The organism is Massilia oculi (assembly GCF_003143515.1).
Taxonomy (GTDB): domain Bacteria; phylum Pseudomonadota; class Gammaproteobacteria; order Burkholderiales; family Burkholderiaceae_D; genus Telluria; species Telluria oculi.
Genome location: NZ_CP029343.1, coordinates 3583648 through 3604566, shown reverse-complemented (window position 1 = coordinate 3604566; position 20919 = coordinate 3583648). Strand labels below are relative to the sequence as shown.

14 protein-coding genes, 1 tRNA gene and 2 pseudogenes are annotated in these 20919 nt (G+C 64.9%); 11 read left to right on the top strand and 6 right to left on the bottom strand.

Features of this window, described 5'->3' with window-relative positions; all coding sequences use genetic code 11:
- Positions 1 to 6: 6 nt before the first annotated feature.
- The 8 genes and pseudogenes from trxA (at position 7) to DIR46_RS16400 (ending at position 6963) form a co-directional block, all read left to right on the top strand.
- Entirely contained in the window at positions 7 to 333 is a 327-nt protein-coding gene (trxA, locus tag DIR46_RS16435; RefSeq protein ID WP_005665082.1) for a thioredoxin TrxA, read from the top strand.
- 140 nt (positions 334 to 473) lie between these two features.
- A complete protein-coding gene (gene rho / locus DIR46_RS16430; protein ID WP_109346182.1) occupies positions 474 to 1736 on the top strand; it encodes a transcription termination factor Rho in 1263 nt (420 codons plus the stop codon).
- 188 nt (positions 1737 to 1924) lie between these two features.
- Positions 1925 to 2194: a type B 50S ribosomal protein L31 gene (locus DIR46_RS16425; RefSeq protein WP_005665079.1), complete on the top strand. Its 270-nt coding sequence runs from the start codon at positions 1925 to 1927 to the stop codon at positions 2192 to 2194.
- A 112-nt stretch (positions 2195 to 2306) separates the two neighbouring features.
- Entirely contained in the window at positions 2307 to 4028 is a 1722-nt protein-coding gene (locus DIR46_RS16420) for an ArnT family glycosyltransferase (protein WP_109346181.1), read from the top strand.
- A 270-nt stretch (positions 4029 to 4298) separates the two neighbouring features.
- The gene (locus DIR46_RS16415) at positions 4299 to 4766 is read left to right on the top strand and encodes a hypothetical protein (RefSeq protein ID WP_109346180.1); all 468 of its coding nucleotides are present in this window, start codon (positions 4299 to 4301) and stop codon (positions 4764 to 4766) included.
- 123 nt (positions 4767 to 4889) lie between these two features.
- Positions 4890 to 4974, top strand: a tRNA-Leu gene (locus DIR46_RS16410).
- A gap of 362 nt (positions 4975 to 5336) precedes the next feature.
- Positions 5337 to 5846: pseudogene (locus DIR46_RS16405) on the top strand (IS1595 family transposase); the annotation flags it as partial.
- A 91-nt stretch (positions 5847 to 5937) separates the two neighbouring features.
- Positions 5938 to 6963: pseudogene (locus tag DIR46_RS16400) on the top strand (IS110 family RNA-guided transposase).
- 298 nt (positions 6964 to 7261) lie between these two features.
- Here DIR46_RS16400 and DIR46_RS16395 read toward each other — a convergent pair.
- Positions 7262 to 9439 carry a hypothetical protein gene (locus tag DIR46_RS16395; protein WP_109346179.1) on the bottom strand — a complete coding sequence of 726 codons (2178 nt, stop codon included), beginning with the start codon at positions 9437 to 9439 and terminating at the stop codon, positions 7262 to 7264.
- Positions 9440 to 9806: 367 nt separating this feature from the next.
- On the opposite strand from DIR46_RS16395, the gene DIR46_RS16390 reads away from it, so the two are divergent.
- The 3 genes from DIR46_RS16390 to DIR46_RS16380 all read left to right on the top strand — a co-directional run bounded on the left by DIR46_RS16390 (position 9807) and on the right by DIR46_RS16380 (position 16476).
- Positions 9807 to 11960, top strand: coding sequence for an O-linked N-acetylglucosamine transferase, SPINDLY family protein (locus DIR46_RS16390; RefSeq protein ID WP_109346178.1), 2154 nt, complete (start codon positions 9807 to 9809; stop codon positions 11958 to 11960).
- Between the two features lie 176 nt (positions 11961 to 12136).
- Positions 12137 to 15484 (top strand): MHYT domain-containing protein, encoded by a 3348-nt coding sequence (locus DIR46_RS16385; RefSeq protein ID WP_205288987.1) that lies wholly within the window; start codon positions 12137 to 12139, stop codon positions 15482 to 15484.
- A complete protein-coding gene (locus DIR46_RS16380; protein WP_109346177.1) occupies positions 15481 to 16476 on the top strand; it encodes a response regulator in 996 nt (331 codons plus the stop codon). Before DIR46_RS16385 ends, DIR46_RS16380 begins: the two co-directional genes overlap by 4 nt.
- Before the next feature lie 26 nt (positions 16477 to 16502).
- Here DIR46_RS16380 and DIR46_RS16375 read toward each other — a convergent pair whose 3' ends face one another.
- The 5 genes from DIR46_RS16375 to gmd are packed head-to-tail and all read right to left on the bottom strand — an operon-like array spanning position 16503 to position 20827.
- Positions 16503 to 17687, bottom strand: a complete 1185-nt coding sequence (locus DIR46_RS16375; RefSeq protein WP_109346176.1) for a glycosyltransferase family 4 protein — start codon at positions 17685 to 17687, stop codon at positions 16503 to 16505.
- 12 nt (positions 17688 to 17699) lie between these two features.
- Positions 17700 to 18578 (bottom strand): glycosyltransferase family 4 protein, encoded by an 879-nt coding sequence (locus tag DIR46_RS16370; protein ID WP_229446280.1) that lies wholly within the window; start codon positions 18576 to 18578, stop codon positions 17700 to 17702.
- Positions 18554 to 18838: a hypothetical protein gene (locus DIR46_RS27320; protein WP_229446279.1), complete on the bottom strand. Its 285-nt coding sequence runs from the start codon at positions 18836 to 18838 to the stop codon at positions 18554 to 18556. The genes DIR46_RS16370 and DIR46_RS27320 overlap by 25 nt, the downstream gene beginning before the upstream one ends.
- Complete coding sequence (locus DIR46_RS16365; protein ID WP_109346175.1) at positions 18835 to 19785, bottom strand: GDP-mannose 4,6-dehydratase; 951 nt, start codon at positions 19783 to 19785, stop codon at positions 18835 to 18837. Before DIR46_RS16365 ends, DIR46_RS27320 begins: the two co-directional genes overlap by 4 nt.
- A 1-nt stretch (position 19786) precedes the next feature.
- Entirely contained in the window at positions 19787 to 20827 is a 1041-nt protein-coding gene (gene gmd, locus DIR46_RS16360) for a GDP-mannose 4,6-dehydratase (protein ID WP_109346174.1), read from the bottom strand.
- Positions 20828 to 20919 lie beyond the last annotated feature (92 nt).

Genomic DNA, 20919 nt, shown 5'->3' with positions numbered 1-20919 from the left:
GAAACCATGAGCGAAAACATCAAACACATCAGCGATGCATCCTTCGAAGCCGACGTGCTCAAGTCCGAGCAGCCGGTGCTGGTCGATTTCTGGGCCGAGTGGTGCGGTCCTTGCAAGATGATTGCCCCGATCCTGGAAGAAGTAGCCAAGGAATACGCAGGCAAGATCACGATCGCCAAGATGGACGTCGACGCGAACCAGGCCGTGCCGGCCCAGTTCGGCATCCGTGGCATCCCGACCCTGATCCTGTTCAAGAACGGCCAGGTCGCAGCCCAGAAGGTTGGCGCCGTCGCCAAGGGTCCGCTGACCGCTTTCATCGACAGCAACATCTGATCCAAGTAATATAGCGGCGACGGCGCGCCCGCGCAGTCGCCACGCAGTCACAATATTGGCCGGGAGTCACCCTCCCGCCTCGATTAACCCACGCAGTCCCCTCCCCTACCACATTCACCCGTCACGGGTCACCCACACACATGCATTTATCTGAACTGAAGGCGATGCACGTTTCCGCGCTGCTGGAAATGGCAATCGGCCTCGACATCGACAACGCAGCCCGCCTGCGCAAACAGGAACTGATGTTCGCGATCCTGAAGAAGCGCGCCAAGCAGGGCGAGCAAATCTTCGGCGACGGCGCTCTCGAGGTCCTGCCGGACGGTTTCGGTTTCCTGCGCTCGCCGGACGCGAGCTATATGGCTTCGACCGACGACATCTATATCTCGCCGTCGCAGATCCGTCGTTTCAACTTGCATACGGGTGACTCGATCGAAGGTGAAGTGCGTACGCCGAAGGACGGCGAGCGTTATTTCGCCCTGGTCAAGGTCGACAAGGTCAATGGCGAATCGCCGGAAGCCTCGAAGCACCGCATCCTGTTCGAGAACCTGACCCCGCTGCACCCGCAGGAACCGCTGCGCCTGGAGCGCGACATGAACGGCGCCGAGAACATCACCGGCCGCATCGTCGACCTGATCTCGCCGATCGGCAAGGGCCAGCGCGGCCTGCTGGTGGCGTCGCCGAAGTCCGGCAAATCGGTCATGCTGCAGCACATCGCGCATGCGATCACCGCGAACCACCCCGACGTGACCCTGATCGTCCTGCTGATCGACGAACGTCCGGAAGAAGTGACCGAGATGCAGCGTTCGGTGCGCGGCGAAGTCGTCGCCTCGACCTTCGACGAACCGGCCACCCGCCACGTGCAGGTCGCCGAGATGGTGCTGGAAAAAGCCAAGCGCCTGGTCGAAATGAAGAAGGACGTGGTCATCCTGCTGGACTCGATCACCCGCCTGGCGCGCGCCTACAACACCGTGATTCCGGCCTCGGGCAAGGTGCTGACCGGTGGTGTCGACGCCAACGCGCTGCAGCGTCCGAAGCGCTTCTTCGGCGCCGCCCGTAACGTCGAGGAAGGCGGCTCGCTGACCATCGTCGCGACCGCGCTGATCGAGACCGGCTCGCGCATGGACGACGTGATCTACGAAGAATTCAAGGGCACCGGCAATATGGAGGTGCACCTGGAGCGCCGCCTGGCCGAAAAGCGCGTCTACCCGGCGATCAACCTGAACAAATCGGGCACCCGTCGCGAAGAACTGCTGATCAAGCCCGACCAGTTGCAGAAAATCTGGATCCTGCGCAAGCTGCTGTACTCGATGGACGAGATCGAGGCGATGGAGTTCATCCTCGACAAGATGCGCGCGACCAAGAACAATGTCGAATTCTTCGACATGATGCGCCGCGGCGGTTGATACGCCCCGGTGCGCCGCGTGCAAAGGCAGCCTTCGGGCTGCCTTTTTATTTGGCATTGCCTGGCGCCGGAAACCGTTTTATAATCTTCGGTTCAGTCCAACCCCTGGCAAGTGATCGGCAATCGGGTCAAGAAGCTGTTCGACCGACGAAGTGCTGTTTGGCTACCAACTCAATAGAAAGCAGAACCATGAAGACCGATACCCATCCAGATTACCGCGAAGTCGTCTTCCACGACCTGTCGTGCGACTTCAAATTCGTGACCCGTTCGACCATCAACACCCGCGAAACGATCACCCACGAAGGTAAAGAATACCCACTGGTCAAGATCGAGGTGTCCGCTGAATCGCACCCGTTCTTCACCGGCAAGCACAAGATCGTCGACACCGCTGGCCGCGTCGAGAAATTCCGCCAGAAGTTCGGTTCGGTCGGCTCGAAGACCTCGGTCGCCAACGGCTAATTGCCGCAGTAGAATCTTCGAAGCCTCCGGGCTTCGCGAAAGAAGCCGCCTCAGCGGCTTCTTTTTTTTTCGCAGCTATACTACGCAGTTATTTTACCCATCCGATTCGCCGATGAAACCAGTCCGTCTTCCCGCCGCCGCCACCCTGGCGCTGCCCCGCTGGGCCCTGCTCGCGCTGGGCATGCTGTACATCCTGCCCGGCATTATCGGCCGCGATCTGTGGAAGGAAGACGCGGGCAGCTTCGGCATCATGTGGACCATGGCGCACGGCGGCCTGGAGGACTGGCTGTACCCGAACATCGCCGGCCTGGCCAGCGTCGACGAGGGCCCGCTGGCCTTCTGGCTGGGCGCCATCTGCATCAAGCTGTTCGGCTGGATCCTGGGCGACGTGCTGGCCGCGCGCGTGTCGACGATCGGCATCTTCGTGCTGGGCACGACGTCGCTGTGGTACACCGCCTTCCACCTCGGCCGGCGCGCCGAGGCGCAGCCGCTGCGCCTGGCCTTCGGCGGCCAGCCCGAACCCGACGACTACGGCCGCACGCTGGGTGACACCGCGGTCCTGATCTACCTCGGCAGCCTGGGCCTGCTGCTGCAAAGCCACCTGACCCTGGCCGCCACCCTGCAGGGCGCGCTGCTCGCCTATTTCCTGTACCGCGCCGTGCGCTACGTCGAGCACACCAGCACCCGCAACGCGGTGCTGGTCGGCCTCGCCCTGGGCGCCCTGACCCTGACCCAGGGCTTCCTGCCGCCGCTGGTGCTGATCGTGGCCCTGTTCGCCTGCACCCGCTATCTCGACATGCCCGCGGGCCAGGCGCTGCGCCACCTGCTCGTGGCGGCCGGCGTCGGCCTCGGCCTGACCCTGGTGTGGATCCTGCCCGCCGTCGTCGTGCAGCCGTTCGGCCTGCCGCCGGTGGCCGACTGGCTGGCCTGGAACGCGCAGCAGTTCGGTGTGCCCGGCTGGGTTGCGGTCAAGACTTTCCTCCGCACCGGCGTCTGGTTCTTCTGGCCGGCCTGGCCATTCGCGATCTGGGCGGTCTGGGCCTGGCGCCGCCAGCAGCAGATGCTGCACATCGTGCTGCCGGTGTTCTTCTTCCTGGCCCTGGTGCTGCAACTGCTGTGCGACCCGGTGCCCGAGAACAGCGACTTCCTCAAGATGCTGCCGCCGCTGGCCCTGATGGCCGCCTTCGGCCTGCCGACCATGAAGCGCGGCGCGATCAACGCCATCGACTGGTTCTCGGTGATGGTGCTGACCATGCTGGGCGCCGCCATCTGGCTGTTCTGGATCGCCAAGCTGACCGGCTGGCCGGCCCAGCTGGCCAAGAACGCGCTCAAGCTGGTGCCCGGTTTCACGCCTGAAATCGGCATCGTCACCTTCACCGTGGCGGCCGCAGCCAGCGTGGGCTGGGTCGTGCTGGTGCACTGGCGCCTGTCGCGCCAGCCATCGGTGCTGTGGCGCGCGGTGGTGCTGTCGTCCGGCGGCCTGATCCTGCTGTGGGTGCTCCTGATGACCCTGTTCCTGCCGGACCTGAACTACGGCAAGAGCTACGCCGGCGTGGCCCAGCAGATCGCGGCGCGCCTGCCGGCCGACACCGACTGCATCGAGACCAATGTCGGCCCGGCCCAGCGCGCCTCGCTGGCCTATTACGGACGCCTGCCCTTCGTCACCCTGGCCGGCGGCAAGTGCGACTACGTGCTGCTGCAGGACAGCCTGCGCAACCGCAACGACCGCGCGCTGCTGCGCAAATGGGGCGTGCGCAACACGATCCCGCTGTGGGAAGGCCGGCGCGCCTCCGACCGCGACGAGCGCTTCAGGCTGTTCCGCCGTACTCAATAAGATGCACCTCGACAAGCCGCATACCATGCGGCTTGTTTCTTTATGAGGCTTGTGAGCAACGATATTCACCTGTGCGCGGCAAGTGTTGCCAATATGAGAACCTAATCGCAAAGAATGCGTGTTTGCGTGGAGTCAAGCACCGGCCTGGTGCCGCTCGTCACAATGGGCGAGTCAATGCAGATCAACTACCAGGCTGAATGGGGTGTTGCGTCAGTTTAATTACAGGCCAACATGGACCGTTGCACGAGATGCTGTGAGGGAGAGATCACCATGAAGAGTGTGACGTTGTCAGAGATCGTGCGCGTCCGGGAGCGGCCCGGGTTCCTGCGGCGCATCGACACCTGGCGCCAGTCCCTGCCCTGGGCGCTGACGCTGCTGGGCGGCCTGCCGCTGCTGGTGCTAACGCTGCACCTGATCGATCCCGGCACCCCGCTGCCCTACCTGGTGCTGCCGGCCATCGTGGGCGGCCTGCTGCCGATCTATATGCTCGGGCCCGGCCGCTTCGAGATGCGCACCCGCTTCGATGCCCACTACATGATCAACACGCTCGACGAAGCGCTTGGCACGCTGGGCTACCGGCGCACCGCGGCAGACAGCACCAGCATCCGCTACTTCCGCCCGCGGCCCTGGCTGCGCGGGCAGGAAGGCGCGATCAATGTCGCGGTGCGCGAGCACGTGCTGGAGATTGTCGGGCCGGTGGGGAGTTTGCGGTTGTTGCAGCATCGGATTGCGCGCTGAGCGGGCGCGCCGGGCATCGGTTGGCGGCGTGCGCTAACGTGTCCGCATGTCGACTTACGCCAATTTCTTGCGCACACTGGTCAGTTGCGCGCGCCATGTGCTAAGATGCGCGCCTGCTATTGGGCCTCTGTGGCGGAATTGGTAGACGCACTTGACTCAAAATCAAGCGCCGTAAGGCGTGCCGGTTCGATTCCGGCCGGAGGCACCACCAACAGACAGTATTAGCGAAACCCGCTCTCTTCTTCGAAAGAGCGGGTTTTTTGCTTTTTTGGCCGGACCGCTCGCCGGCGCACTATCCTCCGCTGCAGGCAAGCGAATCGCAGCCGTCACCCTGCCCACCCTTCTCCGACTGCGGATAGCAAGCGTTTCATGCTGTTCCACAATCCCACCTAAATGTCTAGGTCCATACCCAGTCAGGCCCCGTTGTCTGCTGCTGCAAATTAAAGCTATAGGGTCACGTCTAAGCCACAGCATGACGTCTGCCAATCGAACACGGGCTCAGCCGTTTTTACCCAATAGCCGGGATTAATGTAGAGGCCGTGTCCGATTGTCAGACGTGACCCTTCGGACTCAGAAGCGGACGAGCTGTTCCTGCTCGAATCGCAGAAAGGCTCACGCCAACTGACTCGTCCTGCCCGCAAGCGTGGCGGCGTGGCGGCAAAACGCGGGATCTCGAAAGAACACGACTGCGTCCTGGTGGCGCGTGACCGCGACGGCCGCACCTTCAACTTCGTTCCCGACCGGGGTGCGGTCACCAAGTCGCAGCTGCATGAGCATTTATTGCCGGCGCTCGAAGCGGACATCCTGCTGGTCACCGATGCGCACGCGGCGTATCGGGCTTTCGCACGCGAAGCCGGCATCAGCCACGAAGCCGTCAATCTGCGCCAGGCAGAGCGGGTGCGCGGCGCGGTGCATGTCCAGAACGTCAATGGCTACCATCGGCGCTTTCGCCAGTGGCTGGCGCGCTTCAACGGCGTGGCATCGCAGTACCTGCTCAACTATCTGGGTTGGCGCTGGGCCCTGGATGGCGGGCGCATCGATTCGTCGGAGGCGCTGTTGCGAGCGGCATTGGGCAGTTTCAACACGAAACAGTTACAGCGCCTAATGAGATGGTCCCCCTCCACCCTGGTCCAAGCTGACTGGGGACTTCATTTCTGGGACGGAGGCTATCATGCAAGACGCTACGCTTATCGGCATCGATCTGGGTAAAACCACTTTTCACGTTCACGGCCAAGATGAGCATGGCAAGGAACAGCTACGCAAGAAATTCAGCCTTAAGCAGCTAATGGAGTTCTTTGCCGAGCTCCAGCCTTGCACAGTTGTAATGGAAGCCTGTGCTGGCGCCCATTACTTGGCTCGGCAATTGATCGGCTTCGGCCATGACGCCAAGCTCATTTCCCCGCAGTTCGTGAAGCCCTTCGTCAAGAGCAACAAGAACGACTACGTTGACGCCGGAGCAATCTGCGAAGCGGCCAGCCGCGCATCAATGCGGTTCGCTACACCAAAAAATGAAGCCCAGCAGACCTTGTCAGCGCTGCACCGCGTACGCGAATCCCTCGTACATGATCGAACCAAAGTATGCAATCAGGTTCACGCGTTCTTACTCGAGTTTGGAATAAGCTTGCCGATTGGGCACGCCGCGATTCGCCGGTTGCCGAGCATTTTGGTTGATCACGAACTGCCGCCCCGCCTGGGGGCTGTCCTGTAGCGGCTGCACACCCACTTAAAGTATCTGGATGAGCAAGTGGATGCAATCGAAAAAGATCTATCTGCACAGCTCGCCGATGATGACCTTGGACAGCGATTGTTGACCGTACCCGGCATTGGGCCGATCACGGCAAGCGTCCTCGCAAGCGAATTGGGCGATGGAAAGCAATACCGCTGCGGTCGCGACTTCGCCGCTTCCGTAGGCTTGGTGCCACGCCAGCACAGCACGGGCGACAGGAACACCCTGTTAGGCATCAGCAAACGCGGCGACAAGAATCTGCGTCGCTTGCTGGTGGAGTGCGCACGAACCTACATGCTGCGCGTGGAAGGAAAATCGGGACAACTAGCTGACTGGGTACGAGCCATGCTCACTCGCAGGCACTCCAACGTAGTGGCCTGTGCTCTCGCCAATAAGCCGGCACGGATCGCTTGGACGACCGCCGCGCACCACACCACGTTTGAAACGAAGCGCTCCTTCATGCCTACATGAAGGAGCCTGGACTTGCTTTAACAACCACCTCCAGGTTTTCCGACTGCTGAATTTGGATGACGTGAACGGCACACCGGCCTGCCGGATACCCTGGCAAAAAAATCGGCTATAGCAAGCCGAGCGCCTTTTCAGGGACGACAGGCGCGACTCTCATCGTGGCGCGGAGCTTGTCTCCACCAGACGCCGGATAGATTTATGCAAGCCCTCCTCGCCTCACACAAGATCAGCTTGCAAAAAGGAGGGGGACCATAGATTTCTTGTGACCGAGAGCCGCACACCAGGATAGCCAGTACTTCCTCTAGCGTGTACCCAGGTCAAGCTTGAGCACAGCCCCAGGACGTGTAAGGTAGAAGGTGTTCGCGCCTAGGTAGGTAATGCTCTGGAGGCTTTCCTGGGACCACTCATTTTGCGGCGCGGGCAGGGCAAGCACGGTCGATACGACGCCATCCCTGGCGATCTTGCGGATGGCAGTGTTGCCGCTATCGCTGATAAAAAGGTTGCCGTTCGCATCGATCGCGATGCCGCTCGGGTAGATGAAACGTGCGGCCAGGCCCGGCCCGTCGACCAGTCCGCCTTCCGACTGCTTTCCGGCGATCGTCACCACTTCGCCTCCCGGACTGATCCTGCGTACCGTATAGCTCCTGATATCGACCACGTACAGGTTGCCGACGCCATCGATGGCGATCGCATTCGGGTTGTTGAAGGTCGCTTGCGCGCCGACGCCATCGAGGTCGGCGGAGCCGTCCCCTTCACGCAGCTGCCGGCCGGCGATCGTCGATACGGCGCCGGCCGGCGTGATCTTGCGGATAGTCGGACCATCGGTCACGAACAGGTTGCCGGCGCTGTCCCTTGTGATGCCGGTGGGGCTGATGAAGTGCGCATTGCTTCCGACGCCATCGACCAGATCGAAAGTGCCGACCGTGCCGGCGATGGTGGTCACCTCGCCGTTAATGGCGATCTTGCGGATCAGCTTGTTGAACGTATCCGTGAGGAAGATATTGCCGGCGGCATCAGCCACGATGCCTGCAGGACTGAAAAACCGCGCGGCTGCGCCAACGCCATCGGCGCTGCCGCTTTCTCCGGCCTTGCCTGCGACCGTGGTGACCAGCCCGCCAGGCGTGATCTTACGGACGGTATGCCCATAGCTGTCGGTGACATACACATTGCCCGCGCCATCCGTCGTGGAACCGCTCATGAGTGCCCCAAGCGTCGCCTCCGGCCCTGCCCCGTCGGTAGCGCCCTGGCGCCGCGCCGCGCCGGCGATGGTAGTGACCTGGGCCTGGGGCGAGGCCTTCCTGATCGTGTAATTGCCATAGTCCGCGATATACAGGTTGCCGCTGCCGTCGGCAGCCAGCCCCTGCGGCCCATTGAATTGCGCCGCAACGCCCACGCCATCGGCGCTGCCCGGACTCATGACGATCAGTCCGCCATGGGTGTCGATGAACATCGGTCCAGGCGATCCGGCGAACACGTCGATCCGGCCCGTCGCCGCCGAATAGGCGTAGACCCTGTGATAGCCGCGATCCGAAAAATAGACGTTCCCGGAGGGATCGATCGCGACACCCGCGTAGCTCCCTTCCGGCGGCACGACGCCCAGGGTCGCCACCGCCCCGCCAGGCGACAGCCTCAGGAGTTTCGGGGTCCGGATGGTAATGGCCGACGCGGGCGCCCCGGGCACGGTATTTAGTTCCGTGGTATCGCTGCCGACGACGCCGATCACGGACAGGTTGCCCGATCCGTCCACGGCGACACCATCACTTTGGACGACGAAGCTGGGATCATTGCTCGTGATTGTCGTGACGGTCCCCGCCGGGGTGATTCGCCGGAGCGTCTTGAATGTGTCGACAATGCCCAGTTGCTGGTCGACGACGTACAGGTGTCCAGTGGGGTCGCTGGCCACGCCCACGGGTCGATAGAATCGTGCTGCATTTCCTTGCCCATCCGCATTGCCGAAAGCGCGCACAGCGCCGGCCAGTGTCGTCACTGTCCCACCAGGATCGATCTTGCGAATGACGTGATTGCCGGAATCGGCAACGTAGACATTGTGTGCGGCATCGACGGCAAGCGCGACAGGCGAATCGAAGCGCGCCGCAGCTCCCCGGCCATCGGCATGCCCATTCAGGCCAGGCGCACCGGCTAGCGTGCTGACTTGCCCATCGGACATCTTGCGGATCGTATGGCTGTATCTGTCGGCGATGTACAAGGTGCCGTCGCCGGCAATCGCCACGTCGCTCGGGAGGCGGAACCTGGCAACATCGGCGGCGCCATCATCGATGCCGGGGCCGCCAGTATTTCCTGCGAGTACCGTCAGCTTTGGCATGACCGGCACTGTCGGGGGCGGTTGCTCGCTGACCGGGGGCGTTCCCGTCGAAGGCGCGTCGCTGGAACTGCCGCAAGCGGACAGCAGGGTGAAAACGAAGGCGGTGACAATCGGTGTGAAGAATCCAAGCCCTCTTGAACCACGAAGATTTTTCATTGCGGTTATCGATGTGTATTTTGTTCAGCATCCACTATAGGCGAGTCTGCGGCCGGACGGTATCTGGATCGCATGATCGCTCACGCTTTACCCGAATCGCATGCGCGAAGTGGAAAAAGTGAGGATGTATCCCAGTTCGGCACCCCATGCTGGTAGCCTGGCCTGAATGTCCCCCAGCGACCTGGCCGCCCCCTCTCGACCGGCGCCGCCGTCCATGGCCTGATGCCCTGTCCAACCTGGTCTGCGTCGGGTCGAAAGGATGCCGCCCCCATGGCCTCTCCTTGACCCTCCCCCGCCTCATACCCTAATGTAGCGCCATGAGCACGCTCCCCCCAGCGACGACGTCCGCCAGATCGTCGACCAGGCCATGCAGGCCGCACACCACGAAACCGAGGCGGGCAACCTCGAGCAGGCGCTCGCCCTGTACGGGGCCGTACTCGAGCTCCAACCCGGCCACGCCGGCGCCCACCATGCCGTGGGTGTGCTGGCCAGCCGCGCCGGGGATGCGGAGACGGCGATGCCGCATTTCGCCGCCGCCCTGGAAGCCGACCCCGGCCAGGAAGCCCATTGGCTGTCCTATCTCGCCGCCCTGATCGAGACGCGCCAGTTCGCCGCCGCCACGGATCTGCTCCAGCTCGGCCGGACCCACGGCCTGCGAGGCCCGACGATCGACGAGATCGAACGGCAGCTGGCCAGCTCGGGCGCGCCCGACAGCGCCGAGATCGACGCCGCCGCCGCCCTGTTCGCCCAGGGACGCAGCGAGGAAGCGGAGAGCGCCGCGCGTTCGCTGGTCGAGCGCTTCCCCCAACACGCTTTCGGCTGGAAATTATTGGGTGGCGTCTACCACCGGCGCGGCGACGCGCAAGCGGCCCTGAATGCCATGGCGATGTCGGCCAGGTTCGACCCCGACGATGCCGAGACGCTCAGCAACCTGGGCATGCTCCTGATGCGCGCCAACCGGCTGGAAGAATCGGAGAACGTGCTGCGGCGCGCCCTCGCGCTGCGGCACGAGAACGCGGACGCCCACAACCACCTGGCCATGACCCTGGCAGAGCGTGGACGGCTGTCCGAGGCGCAGGCCAGCATCGACGCGGCGCTGGCGCTCGACCCGCATCATGACAATGCAGCCATCACGCAGGCGCTGATCCTGCAGAACCGGGGCCGGCCGGCCGAGGCAGTGGCCGTCTATCGCGACTTATTGGCGCGGACCCCGGAAAACACCGATGCCCACAGCAATATGCTGTTCTGCCTGAGCGAAATGCCCGGACTCACGCCGGGCGCGCTGTTCGCCGAGCATCGGGCGTACGGCAGCCTGATCGAACAGAGGACCGCGCCCCCCGCTCCCCTGGACAACACGCCGGAGCCGGAGCGGCGCCTGCGCATCGGCTTCGTGTCGGGCGACCTGCGCAACCACGCGGTCGCGTCCTTCATCGAACCGGTCTTCGAGCGCCTCGGGCAGCGCCCCGGGCTGGCGCTGCATGCCTACTACAACCATACCCTGCATGACGCGGTCACCGAGCGCCTGCGTGGCCACCTGCCCCATTGGCGCGACGTCGCCGCGCTCGACGACGACGAACTGGAGCGGCTGGTGCGCGCCGACGGCATCGATATCCTGATCGACCTGTCGGGCCACTCCGCCTTCAACCGGCTGCCCGCGTTCGCGCGCCGGCTGGCGCCGGTGCAGGCGTCCTGGATCGGCTATCCCGGCACCACCGGCCTGGCGGCGATGGATTACTACCTGGCCGACCGCAAATTCCTGCCGCACGGACAGTACGACCACCTGTTCACGGAGAAACTGGTGCAGTTGCCGCTGTCGCTCCCCTTCGAGCCGGTGACCAGCGCGCCCGACGTCGGCCCGCTGCCCGCCCTGGCCAACGGCTACGTCACGTTCGGCAGCTTCAATCGCCTCAGCAAGTTCAACGGCGAAGTGATCCGGGCCTGGGGGCTGCTGATGCGCGCGTTGCCCGATGCGCGGCTGCTGGTGGGCGGCATGCCGGAACGGCACGATCATGCGGAAGTGCGCGCCTGGCTGGAGCACGAAGGCATTGCCGCGCACCGGGTCGACTTCCATGGCCGCATCGTACTGCACGATTACCTGAAGCTGCACCAGCAGGTCGACCTGTGCCTCGACACCTTCCCCTATCCGGGCGGCACCACGACCATGCATGCCGGCTGGATGGGCGTCCCGACCCTGACGCTGGACGCAGGTACCGTGACCGGGCGGCAAACCGCCTGCTTCCTCGAGCATTGCGGGCTGCACCATTTCGTCGCGCACAGCGTCGACGATTTCGTCGCCAGGGGCCTGGCCATCTGCGGCGACCTGCCGGCGCTGGCGGCAGTGCGCGCCACGCTGCGCGAACGTTATGCGCTGCCCACGTCCGACACCATGACCCGGATTACCGACGGCGTCGACCATGCGCTGCGCCAGATGTGGCGCCGTTGGTGCCAGGGCCTGCCGCCAGCCAGCTTCGAGGGGACGCTGCCGGCGGCCCCTGTCGACGCACCACATCAATCGGCTTGATTATGTTAGCGGGCGTGGTTACGAAACCACGCCCGCACCAAAAAGGTCGCTTGGAAGCTACATAAGTTCGCTAAAAATCCAGTAAATCCAGTAATCGCTGTATTTCCCCACGGGAAGATGTCATACTTCGCGGTCATGTCCCAAGGATAAAACTCCGTTGTCCTGACTGCGAATTCATGTTGCAACTATTTAACGCCCCTGCCGACCCATCCATGCTGACCTATGGCGTCTACGAGCCACGCCTGGTCGTGCTGTCGGTGCTGGTAGCGATCTTTTCTTCCTGGATGAGCCTGCAAATCACGGGCCGCGCCAGCGCCAACCCCGCGCACCGCGCCATCGTGCTCGGCACCGGTAGCCTGGCGCTGGGCGCCGGCGTGTGGTCGATGCACTTCATCGGCATGCTCGCTTTCAACCTGTGCACGCCGGTCCATTATGACCACGGCATCACGCTGCTGTCGGCCCTGCCGAGCATCGGCGCGTCCCTGGTCGCGCTCAACCTGATTTCGCGCCCCAAGCTGCGCCTGGCGCATCTGCTGGTGGGCGGGGTGCTGGTCGGGGCGGGCATCGGCGCCATGCACTACACCGGCATGGCCGGCATGCGCATGCGTCTCGACCTTTATTATGATCCGGCCATGTTCGCGCTGTCGATCGTGGTCGCCGTGGTGCTGGCCACGCTGGCCCTGGGCGTGCGCCATGGCCTGTCGCGCTACAAGTCGATGACCGATTCGCGCCGCCTGCTGATCGCGGCGGTGGTGATGGGCTGCGCCATCGCCGGCATGCACTACACCGGGATGGCGGCCGCGCGCTTCGCCGGCGAGGTCGATCCGCTGGGCCTGAACGGTTCGAACAGCGATTTCCTGGCGCTGTCGATCACGGTCATCACGGTGGCGCTGTCGCTGTGCGTGGTCGCCGCCAACGGCCTGCTGCGCTACCGCGAAATGTACCTCGGCCTGGAGCGCAGCGAAGCCTGGATGCGCGCGCTGCTCACCACCACCGTCGACGGCGTGATCACCGTCGGACGCGACGGCATCGTCACCGAATTCAACGCCTCGGCCGAGCGCATCTTCGGCTGGCGGCGCGACGAGATCGTCGGCCGCAACATCAGCCTGCTGCTGGACGAAAAAGACCGCAAGTCCGAACGCGGCCTGCTGTACGTGCTGTCCCGGGGCAACCTCGAAGGCGTCAACACCAGCACCGAGACCTTCGGCTTGCGCAAGGACGGCAGCCTGGTGCCGGTACGCGGCGCGATGGGACACGCCAGGCTGGGCGACCAGGACCTGTTCGTCTGCTTCGTCACCGACATCAGCGAGCGACGCGCGATGGAACAGGCGCTCACGGCCAGCGAGCAACAGTTCCGTTCCCTGATCGGCAACATCCCCGGCATCTCCTACCGCAGCAAGCTCGATGGCGACTGGCCGATGGTGTTCGTCAGCGAGGCCGTGGAGCGCGTTACCGGCTACCCGGCCGCCGATTTCCTGGGCGAGCCGCCGCGCCGCGTGTTCGGCGCCCTGATCCATGCCGAAGACCGCATCCGGGTGGCGAAGGCGACCGGCGCCGCGCTGCGCGAAGAGCGCCCCTACCTGGTGGAATACCGCCTGCTGCATGCCGACGGCGGCGTGCGCTGGCTGTGGGAAAACGGCACCGCGGTGCGCAACGAGTCCGGCGACGTGCAGTGGCTGGACGGCGTCATCCTCGACATCACCGAGCGCCGCCAGATGGAAGAAGCGCTGCGCGCCGCCAAGGAAACCGCCGAGCAGGCGGCCGCCGCGCGAGCGACCTTCGTGGCCAATATGAGCCACGAGATCCGCACCCCGATGAATTCGATCCTGGGCTTCACCGACGTGCTGCTGGACGGCGACCTGGACGTCGAGCAGCGGCGCCACCTGGACACCATCCGCAGCGCCGGCCGCGCCCTGCTGCGCCTGCTCAACGAGATCCTCGACACCGCCAAGCTCGAAAAAGGCGCGGTGGAGCTGGAGCAGAACGACTACAACCTGCTGTCCCTGATCGACGAACTGTCCTCGACCCTGGCCGCGAACGCGCGCGCCAAGGGCCTGCACCTGGACATCCAGTACGATCCGGCGCTGCCGACGGGCCTGCGCGGCGACGAGCTGCGCATGCGCCAGGTGCTGACCAATCTGCTGGACAACGCGATCAAGTTCACCGCCAAGGGCAGCGTGACGCTCAAGGTCGGCGCCGAAGGCGACCAGTTGTGCATCGCCGTGATCGACACCGGCATCGGCATCGCGCCCGAGCGCCTGTCCGCCATCTTCGACCCGTTCACCCAGGCCGACGCCTCGATGACGCGCCGCTTCGGCGGCACCGGCCTGGGCACCACGATCAGCAAGCAGCTGGTCGAGCTGATGGGCGGCCGGATCTGGGCCGAGAGCGAGCTCGGACACGGCACCACCTTCCACGTGCGGGTGCCGCTGGTGCTGGCGCGCTTTGCGCAACAGGCGCCGCGCGTGCGCAGCGCCGCCGTGCTGCCGCCGCTGCGCGTGCTGGTGGCCGACGACGTGCCGCAGAACCTGGAACTGATGCAGCTCCTGATGACCCGCCGCGGCCACACCATGACCGCGGTGCGTGATGGCGCCGCCGTGGTCGCGCTGAGCGCCAGCGGCGAATTCGACCTGGCGCTGATGGACTTCCAGATGCCGACCATGGATGGCCTGGCCGCCACCCGCGCGATTCGCGAACACGAGGCGCGTGAAGGGCGCAAGCGCCTGCCGGTGATCGCGATGACCGCCAGCGTGCTGGCCGAACACCGCCAGGCCAGCATCGACGCCGGCATGGACGGTTTCGCCAGCAAGCCGGTGGACTGGTTCGCGCTGTCGCACGAGATCGCGCGCGTGCTCGGCCTGTCGGCCAGCGAACCGGATGCGCTTGGCGTGGCCAATGCGCCGCGCGAAGTGCTGAACCGGCGCGCCGGCCTGCATCGCTGGAGCAACCGCGAGGACGCCTATGCCGAGGCGCTCGATCACTTCGCCCGCCAGTACGCCGACCTGGGCCAGGCGCTGCGCCTGCACGCGGCCGGCGGCGAGCACCAGCAGCTGCGCATCCTTGCGCACAAGGTGCGCGGCGCGGCCGCCAACGTCGGTCTCGAACTGCTGGCCGATGCCCTGGCCGCGCTGGAGCACGCTACCAATGCGGTGCCGACCGATGCGCGCCAGGTGGCCAACACGCTGGTGGTGGCGAACAATGCGCTGGACGCCGCGCTCGAGGCGCTGCGCGCCGTGGCGACGGCGCCGGCGCCCGTGGCGCAAGGCAGCACGGTCGACCTGGCGCGCGCGCGGCGCGCCGGCGGCGTGCTGCTCGAGGCGCTGCGCCGCGGCGCCCTGAACGACGGCGCCATGGCCAGCCTGGCCGCGGCGCTGGCGGCGCATCCGGCCGCCACCCGTGTGACCCAGGTCCAGTCGGCGATCGCCGACTTCGACTTCGACCTCGCCCTCGGGCACCTGGAGGCCATCATCGGCGTCTTGGGCGATGGGGCATTTGACGACGTTTTCGACGAATCCCCAGCATGAGCCAACCGAATACCCGCCCGCTGATCCTCGCGGTCGACGACGAAGCCAGCAACCTGCAGCTGCTGCGCCAGATCCTGCAGGACCACTACCGCCTGCTGTTCGCCAAGGACGGCGCGCGCGCGCTCGAACTGGCGCGCCAGGAGCAGCCAGACCTGGTGCTGCTGGACGTGATGATGCCCGGGATGTCGGGCTACGAGGTGTGCGCCGCCCTCAAGGCGCATCCCGCCACCGCCTCGACCCCGGTGATTTTTGTTACCGCCCTGACCGAGACCGCCGACGAGGTCGAAGGCTTCGAGGCCGGCGCGGTCGACTACATCACCAAGCCGGTCAGCCCGCCGGTGGTGCGGGCACGCGTGCGCACCCACCTGTCGCTGGTGCGGATGGAAGAACTGCGCGCCAGCCGCCTCGAGATCGTGCAGCGCCTGGGCCTGGCCGCCGAGTACAAGGACAACGAGACCGGCCTGCACGTGATCCGCATGAGCCACTTCTCGCGCATCCTCGGCATCGCGGCCGGCATGACGGAGATCGAGGCCGACGACCTGCTGCACGCGGCGCCGATGCACGACGTGGGCAAGATCGGCATCCCCGACCGCATCCTGCAGAAACCCGGGCCGCTCGACGCCGACGAATGGAAGATCATGCAGAGCCACGTGACGATCGGTGCCGAGATCATCGGCGAGCACGATGGCGGCATGCTGGCGCTGGCGCGCCAGATCGCGCTGACCCACCACGAGAAATACGATGGCAGCGGCTATCCGAACCGGCTGACCGGGGAAGACATTCCTTTGGTGGGCAGGATCGTGGCGATCGCCGACGTGTTCGACGCCTTGACATCGGTGCGGCCGTACAAGAAGGCCTGGACCGAGGAAGAAGCGGTGAATTTCTTGCGCGAGCAGAAAGGCCGCCACTTCGACCCGCAACTGGTGGATCTGTTCGCCGACCAGATGCCGGCGATCCGCGAAATCAGGCTGCGCTGGGCAGAGACGGCCTGAACGCCGGCTGCGCGCGCCGGTATGCCCTAACGCCCTGTGGCGTCGCCTTTCATGTGCAAGGCGCCGTCCGCCGGCTCGACGAGCGCACCCTTGGGGGCGCGCCTTGCCACCAGCTCGTGGTACAGCGCCGTATAGTTGGCCGCCATCTTCTCGGACGTAAACAATTCTTCGAAACGCGCCTCGGCGCGGCGGCCCATGGCGCGCGCCATGTCCGGGTTGTCCCACAGGGTGCGCATCGCCGCGCGCAGCGCCGGAGCGTCGGACGGGGGCACCACCAGGCCGGTGTCGCCATCGACGTTGATATAGGTGGTGCCGGTGCCGATCTCGCTCGAGATCATCGGCTTGCCGTACATCGCGCCCTCGAGCAGCGAGATGCCGAAGGCTTCCGAACGCAGGTGCGAGGGGAACGCCACCGCATAGCACAGCGTCAGCAGCGCCGCCTTGTCCGGTTCGTCGATCGCGCCGACGAACATCACGTTGGACAGGCCCAGGCGCGCGGCCTGTTCCTTGAGCTCCTGCTCGATCGGCCCGGCGCCGACGATCACGATCGGATAGTCCAGCCCTTGCGCCGCCTCGAGCAGGATGTGCAGGCCCTTGTAGTAGCGCAGCACGCCCACGAACAGGAAAAACTTGGGGCCCACGCGCTCGCGCCAGTGCGCCAGGCGGGCCGGTTCGGGCTGCGGATAGGTGCCGCGGTCCAGGCCGAAGGGAATGACCGAGGTTTTTTGCTTGTAACGCGCCAGCACGGTCGACGAACCGAGATAGTTGGGCGAGGTGGCGACGATCGCGTCGACGCTCTTGAGGAAGCGGTGCTTGAGCGGCTGGTACAGGCGCAGCAGGTGGCGCTGGCGCACGATGTCGGAGTGGTAGGTGACCACCGTCGGCTTGTCGACCCGGGCCATGAAATGGGCCAGGTCCATGAAGGGCCAGGGGAAGTGGTAGTGCACCACGTCGGCCTGCTTCGCCAGGCGCGCCAGCGCGCCGATCGACTGCACCGAGATGGCGTTGGACGCGATCTCGGCATTGAGCGGCACGCGGTGCACCATATGGCCTTCGAATTCGAACGGGACCAGGTTGTCGTGTCGCGACAGCGACAGCACCGTATTGCTCACGCCGAGGCGGCCGGTGCCCACGCACATCTGGCGGATCACCTGTTCGACCCCGCCCACGGAATCGGGGTGGTAGGTCTTGTAGAAATGAAGGACACGCATAATCAACTCAGCTTACTGCGAAAGGACGGCACGGTACACCTCCGCCGTCAGGCGTGCGGTGTTTTGCCATGTCAGTTGTTCGGCGCGGGCGCGTCCGGCGGCGATACAGCGCGCGCGCGCAACACCGTCCGTGGCCAGTATCCGCATGGCGTCGGCGATGGCGCCGCTCGACAGCGGGTCGACCAGCAGCGCCGCGTCGCCCGCGACTTCCGGCAGCGAGGTCGTGTTCGAGGCCACCACCGGCACGTTCGAGGCGAAGGCTTCCAGTACCGGAATGCCATAGCCCTCGTACAAGGAGGGAAACACGAAGACGCCGGCGCCGGCATACAGGTCGCGCAATTGCCCATAGTCGGTCAGGCGATCCAGCCAGACCACGTTCTCGCCCGCCGCCCGCGCCGCCTTGATCGACGCCACCAGGGCTTCGCTGCGCGCGCCGGGAGCGCCGACGATCACCAGGCCGCGTTCAAGGCGCAAGGGCGCGGGCAGCGCGAGATACGCTTCCAGCAGGCGCTCGACGTTCTTGCGCGGCTGCAGGGTTCCAACAAAGAAGAAATAGCCAGGCTCCAGGCCATAGGCGTCCAGGGTCGCCTCCACTGACCGCGGGTCGGGTGCGGTGAGCCATTCCTCGTCGACGCCGCAAGGCACCACCGAGATGCGCCGCTCGTCGACGCCGAAGCAGTCGACCAGTTCTTCGATGGCGAAGTGCGACAGCGCGATCACGTGGTCGGCCTTGCGCGCCGCCCTGGCTTGCAGCCAGTTCTTGAGCTTGCGCAGGCGCGGGTTGCACCATTCCGGGTGCTTGATCGGCAACGCATCGTGCAGGCTGGCCACCACCGGGCAATCCATGCGCACCACGCGGTAGTCGGTCACGTGGAAAATGTCGGCCGGCATGTGGACACGGTGGGCCCCGGCGTCACCAGATCGATCAGGGTCGCTGTCTCAAAAGATTGGGGAAATGCCTGGCCGATGGAGATACCCGCATCGCCCTGGCGCAGGCGGGGCCAGGAAAACGGCGCCACCTCGCACAGCGTTGCGGGCAAGTGCTGCATCAAGGCCCGGGTGTAGACGCCGATGCCGTCCAGCCGGCCACCAGTCAAACCGGGCTCGACCATGGTCGTGCCCAGACCGACCTTGATGACTGCGGGTTTCACGCCCTGTACATCCAGTCCAGCGTCTCGTGCAGCGGGGTCGGCGCCAGGTCGCCGATCACGGCGGCCAGCTTGCGATTGCTGCCAGTCAGTTGAAGCACGTCGTTGGCGCGCACGAAGGCGGGATTGACCTGCACGTCGATACGGTAGCCGGCGATCTCGCCCATCGTCTCGATGACGCTCGACAGCGAGTGCGGGGTGCCCGAGCAGACATTGAAGGCTTCGCCGGCCGGCGCCGCCGCCAGCAGACGGCGATAGCTGCGCACCACCATGCGCACGTCGGAGAAATCGCGCGCGATCGCGAGGTTGCCCAGTTCGATGCGTTGTTCGTTGCGGCGGAAGTGGTTGACGATCTTGGGCAGCAGGAAATTCTCGGCCTGGCCCACGCCGGTGTAATTGAATGGCCGCACGATCGTGATCGGCAGCTTGTCCATCCACAGGCGCGCCATGTATTCCATCGCCAGCTTGCTGACCGCGTAGTCGTTGGCCGGCGCGGGCGGCACGCTTTCGTCGATCACCGGCACGTTGGCATTGCCGTAGATATTCGCCGACGAGGCCAGCAGCACGCTGGTGGGGCGATGCTCGCCGGCCGCCAGGGCTTCAAGCAGGTTGCGCGTGCCCACCACGTTGACGCGGTAGATCGCCTCGACGTTGGCATGGCCCACGAAGGCGATGCCGGCCAGGTGGGCCACGACGTCGGGCTTGACCTCGGCGACCATGGTGGCCACCGCATCGCGGTCGCACAGGTCGACCGCATACACATCGGGCCCGGTTTCCTCGCCCGGCATGACGGTGCCGAACACGCGGTAGCCCGCGGCCGTGAGGGCTGAGGCCAGGTAATGGCCGGTGAAGCCGCGCAGACCCGTGATCAGGGCGCGGCGGCCCTCCCCTTCACGCCCGCTCGCCTGCTTGGCGAGGGCGGAAACGTCATCCGTGGCCAGGCGCGTCATATCAGAACGAGAAGCCCTGTTCGTTGCGACGCAGGTCGGCGTCGACCATCATCTGGCACAGCTCTTCGAGCGTGGTCTTCGGCTCCCAGCCCAGCTCGCGCTTGGCTTTCTCGGGGTCGCCGATCAGGAGGTCCACTTCGGCCGGACGGTAGAACTTGGGCGAGACACCCACCAGCTTCTTGCCGCTCTGGCTGCAGTGGGCGACTTCCTGCTCGCCCGAACCGCTCCAGTCCAGCGTGACGTTGGCGGCCTTGAAGGCCATGGTGACGAAGTCGCGCACGGTCTCGGTGCGGTTGGTCGCCAGCACATAGGTGTCCGGCTTGTCGGCCTGCAGCATGCGCCACATGCCTTCGACATATTCCTTGGCGAAGCCCCAGTCGCGCTTGGCGTCCATATTGCCCAGCTCCAGCAGTTCCAGCTTGCCTTGCACGATCTTGGCCACCGAATCGGTGATCTTGCGGGTCACGAACTCGCGGCCGCGCAGCGGCGATTCGTGGTTGAACAGGATGCCCGAGGAACCGAAGATGTCATACGACTCGCGGTAATTGATGGTCATCCAGTGCGCGTACAGCTTGGCTACGCCATACGGGCTGCGCGGGTAGAACGGTGTATCTTCCTTCTGCGGGATGGCCTGCACCTTGCCGAACATTTCCGAGGTCGACGCCTGGTAGAAGCGGATCTTCGGATTGACGATGCGGATGGCTTCGAGCAGGTTGACGGCCCCCAGGCCGGTGATCGAGGCGGTGGTCACCGGCTGGTCGAAGGACACGCCGACGAAGCTCTGCGCCGCCAGGTTGTACACCTCGCTCGGTTGCGCCGTTTCGATCAGGCGCAGGCTCGAGGCCAGGTCGGTCAGGTCGTATTCGACGAGCGACAGGTTCGGATGCGAGGTGATGCCGAGTTCATCGATGCGCCAGAAATTGACCGAGCTCGAACGACGGTAGGTGCCGGTGACGTGATAGCCTTTTTCCAGGAGCAACTGGGCCAAATAGGCGCCATCCTGGCCGGTGATACCGGTGATGAGGGCTCGTTTGTTTTGCATGTTCTTGGATGGGTATGAGGTGGTCTTGCGGGCGCCACGTATTATCTGACGAGCCCGATGAAGCAAGGATTGTAACAGAGGAGGTCGGTTTG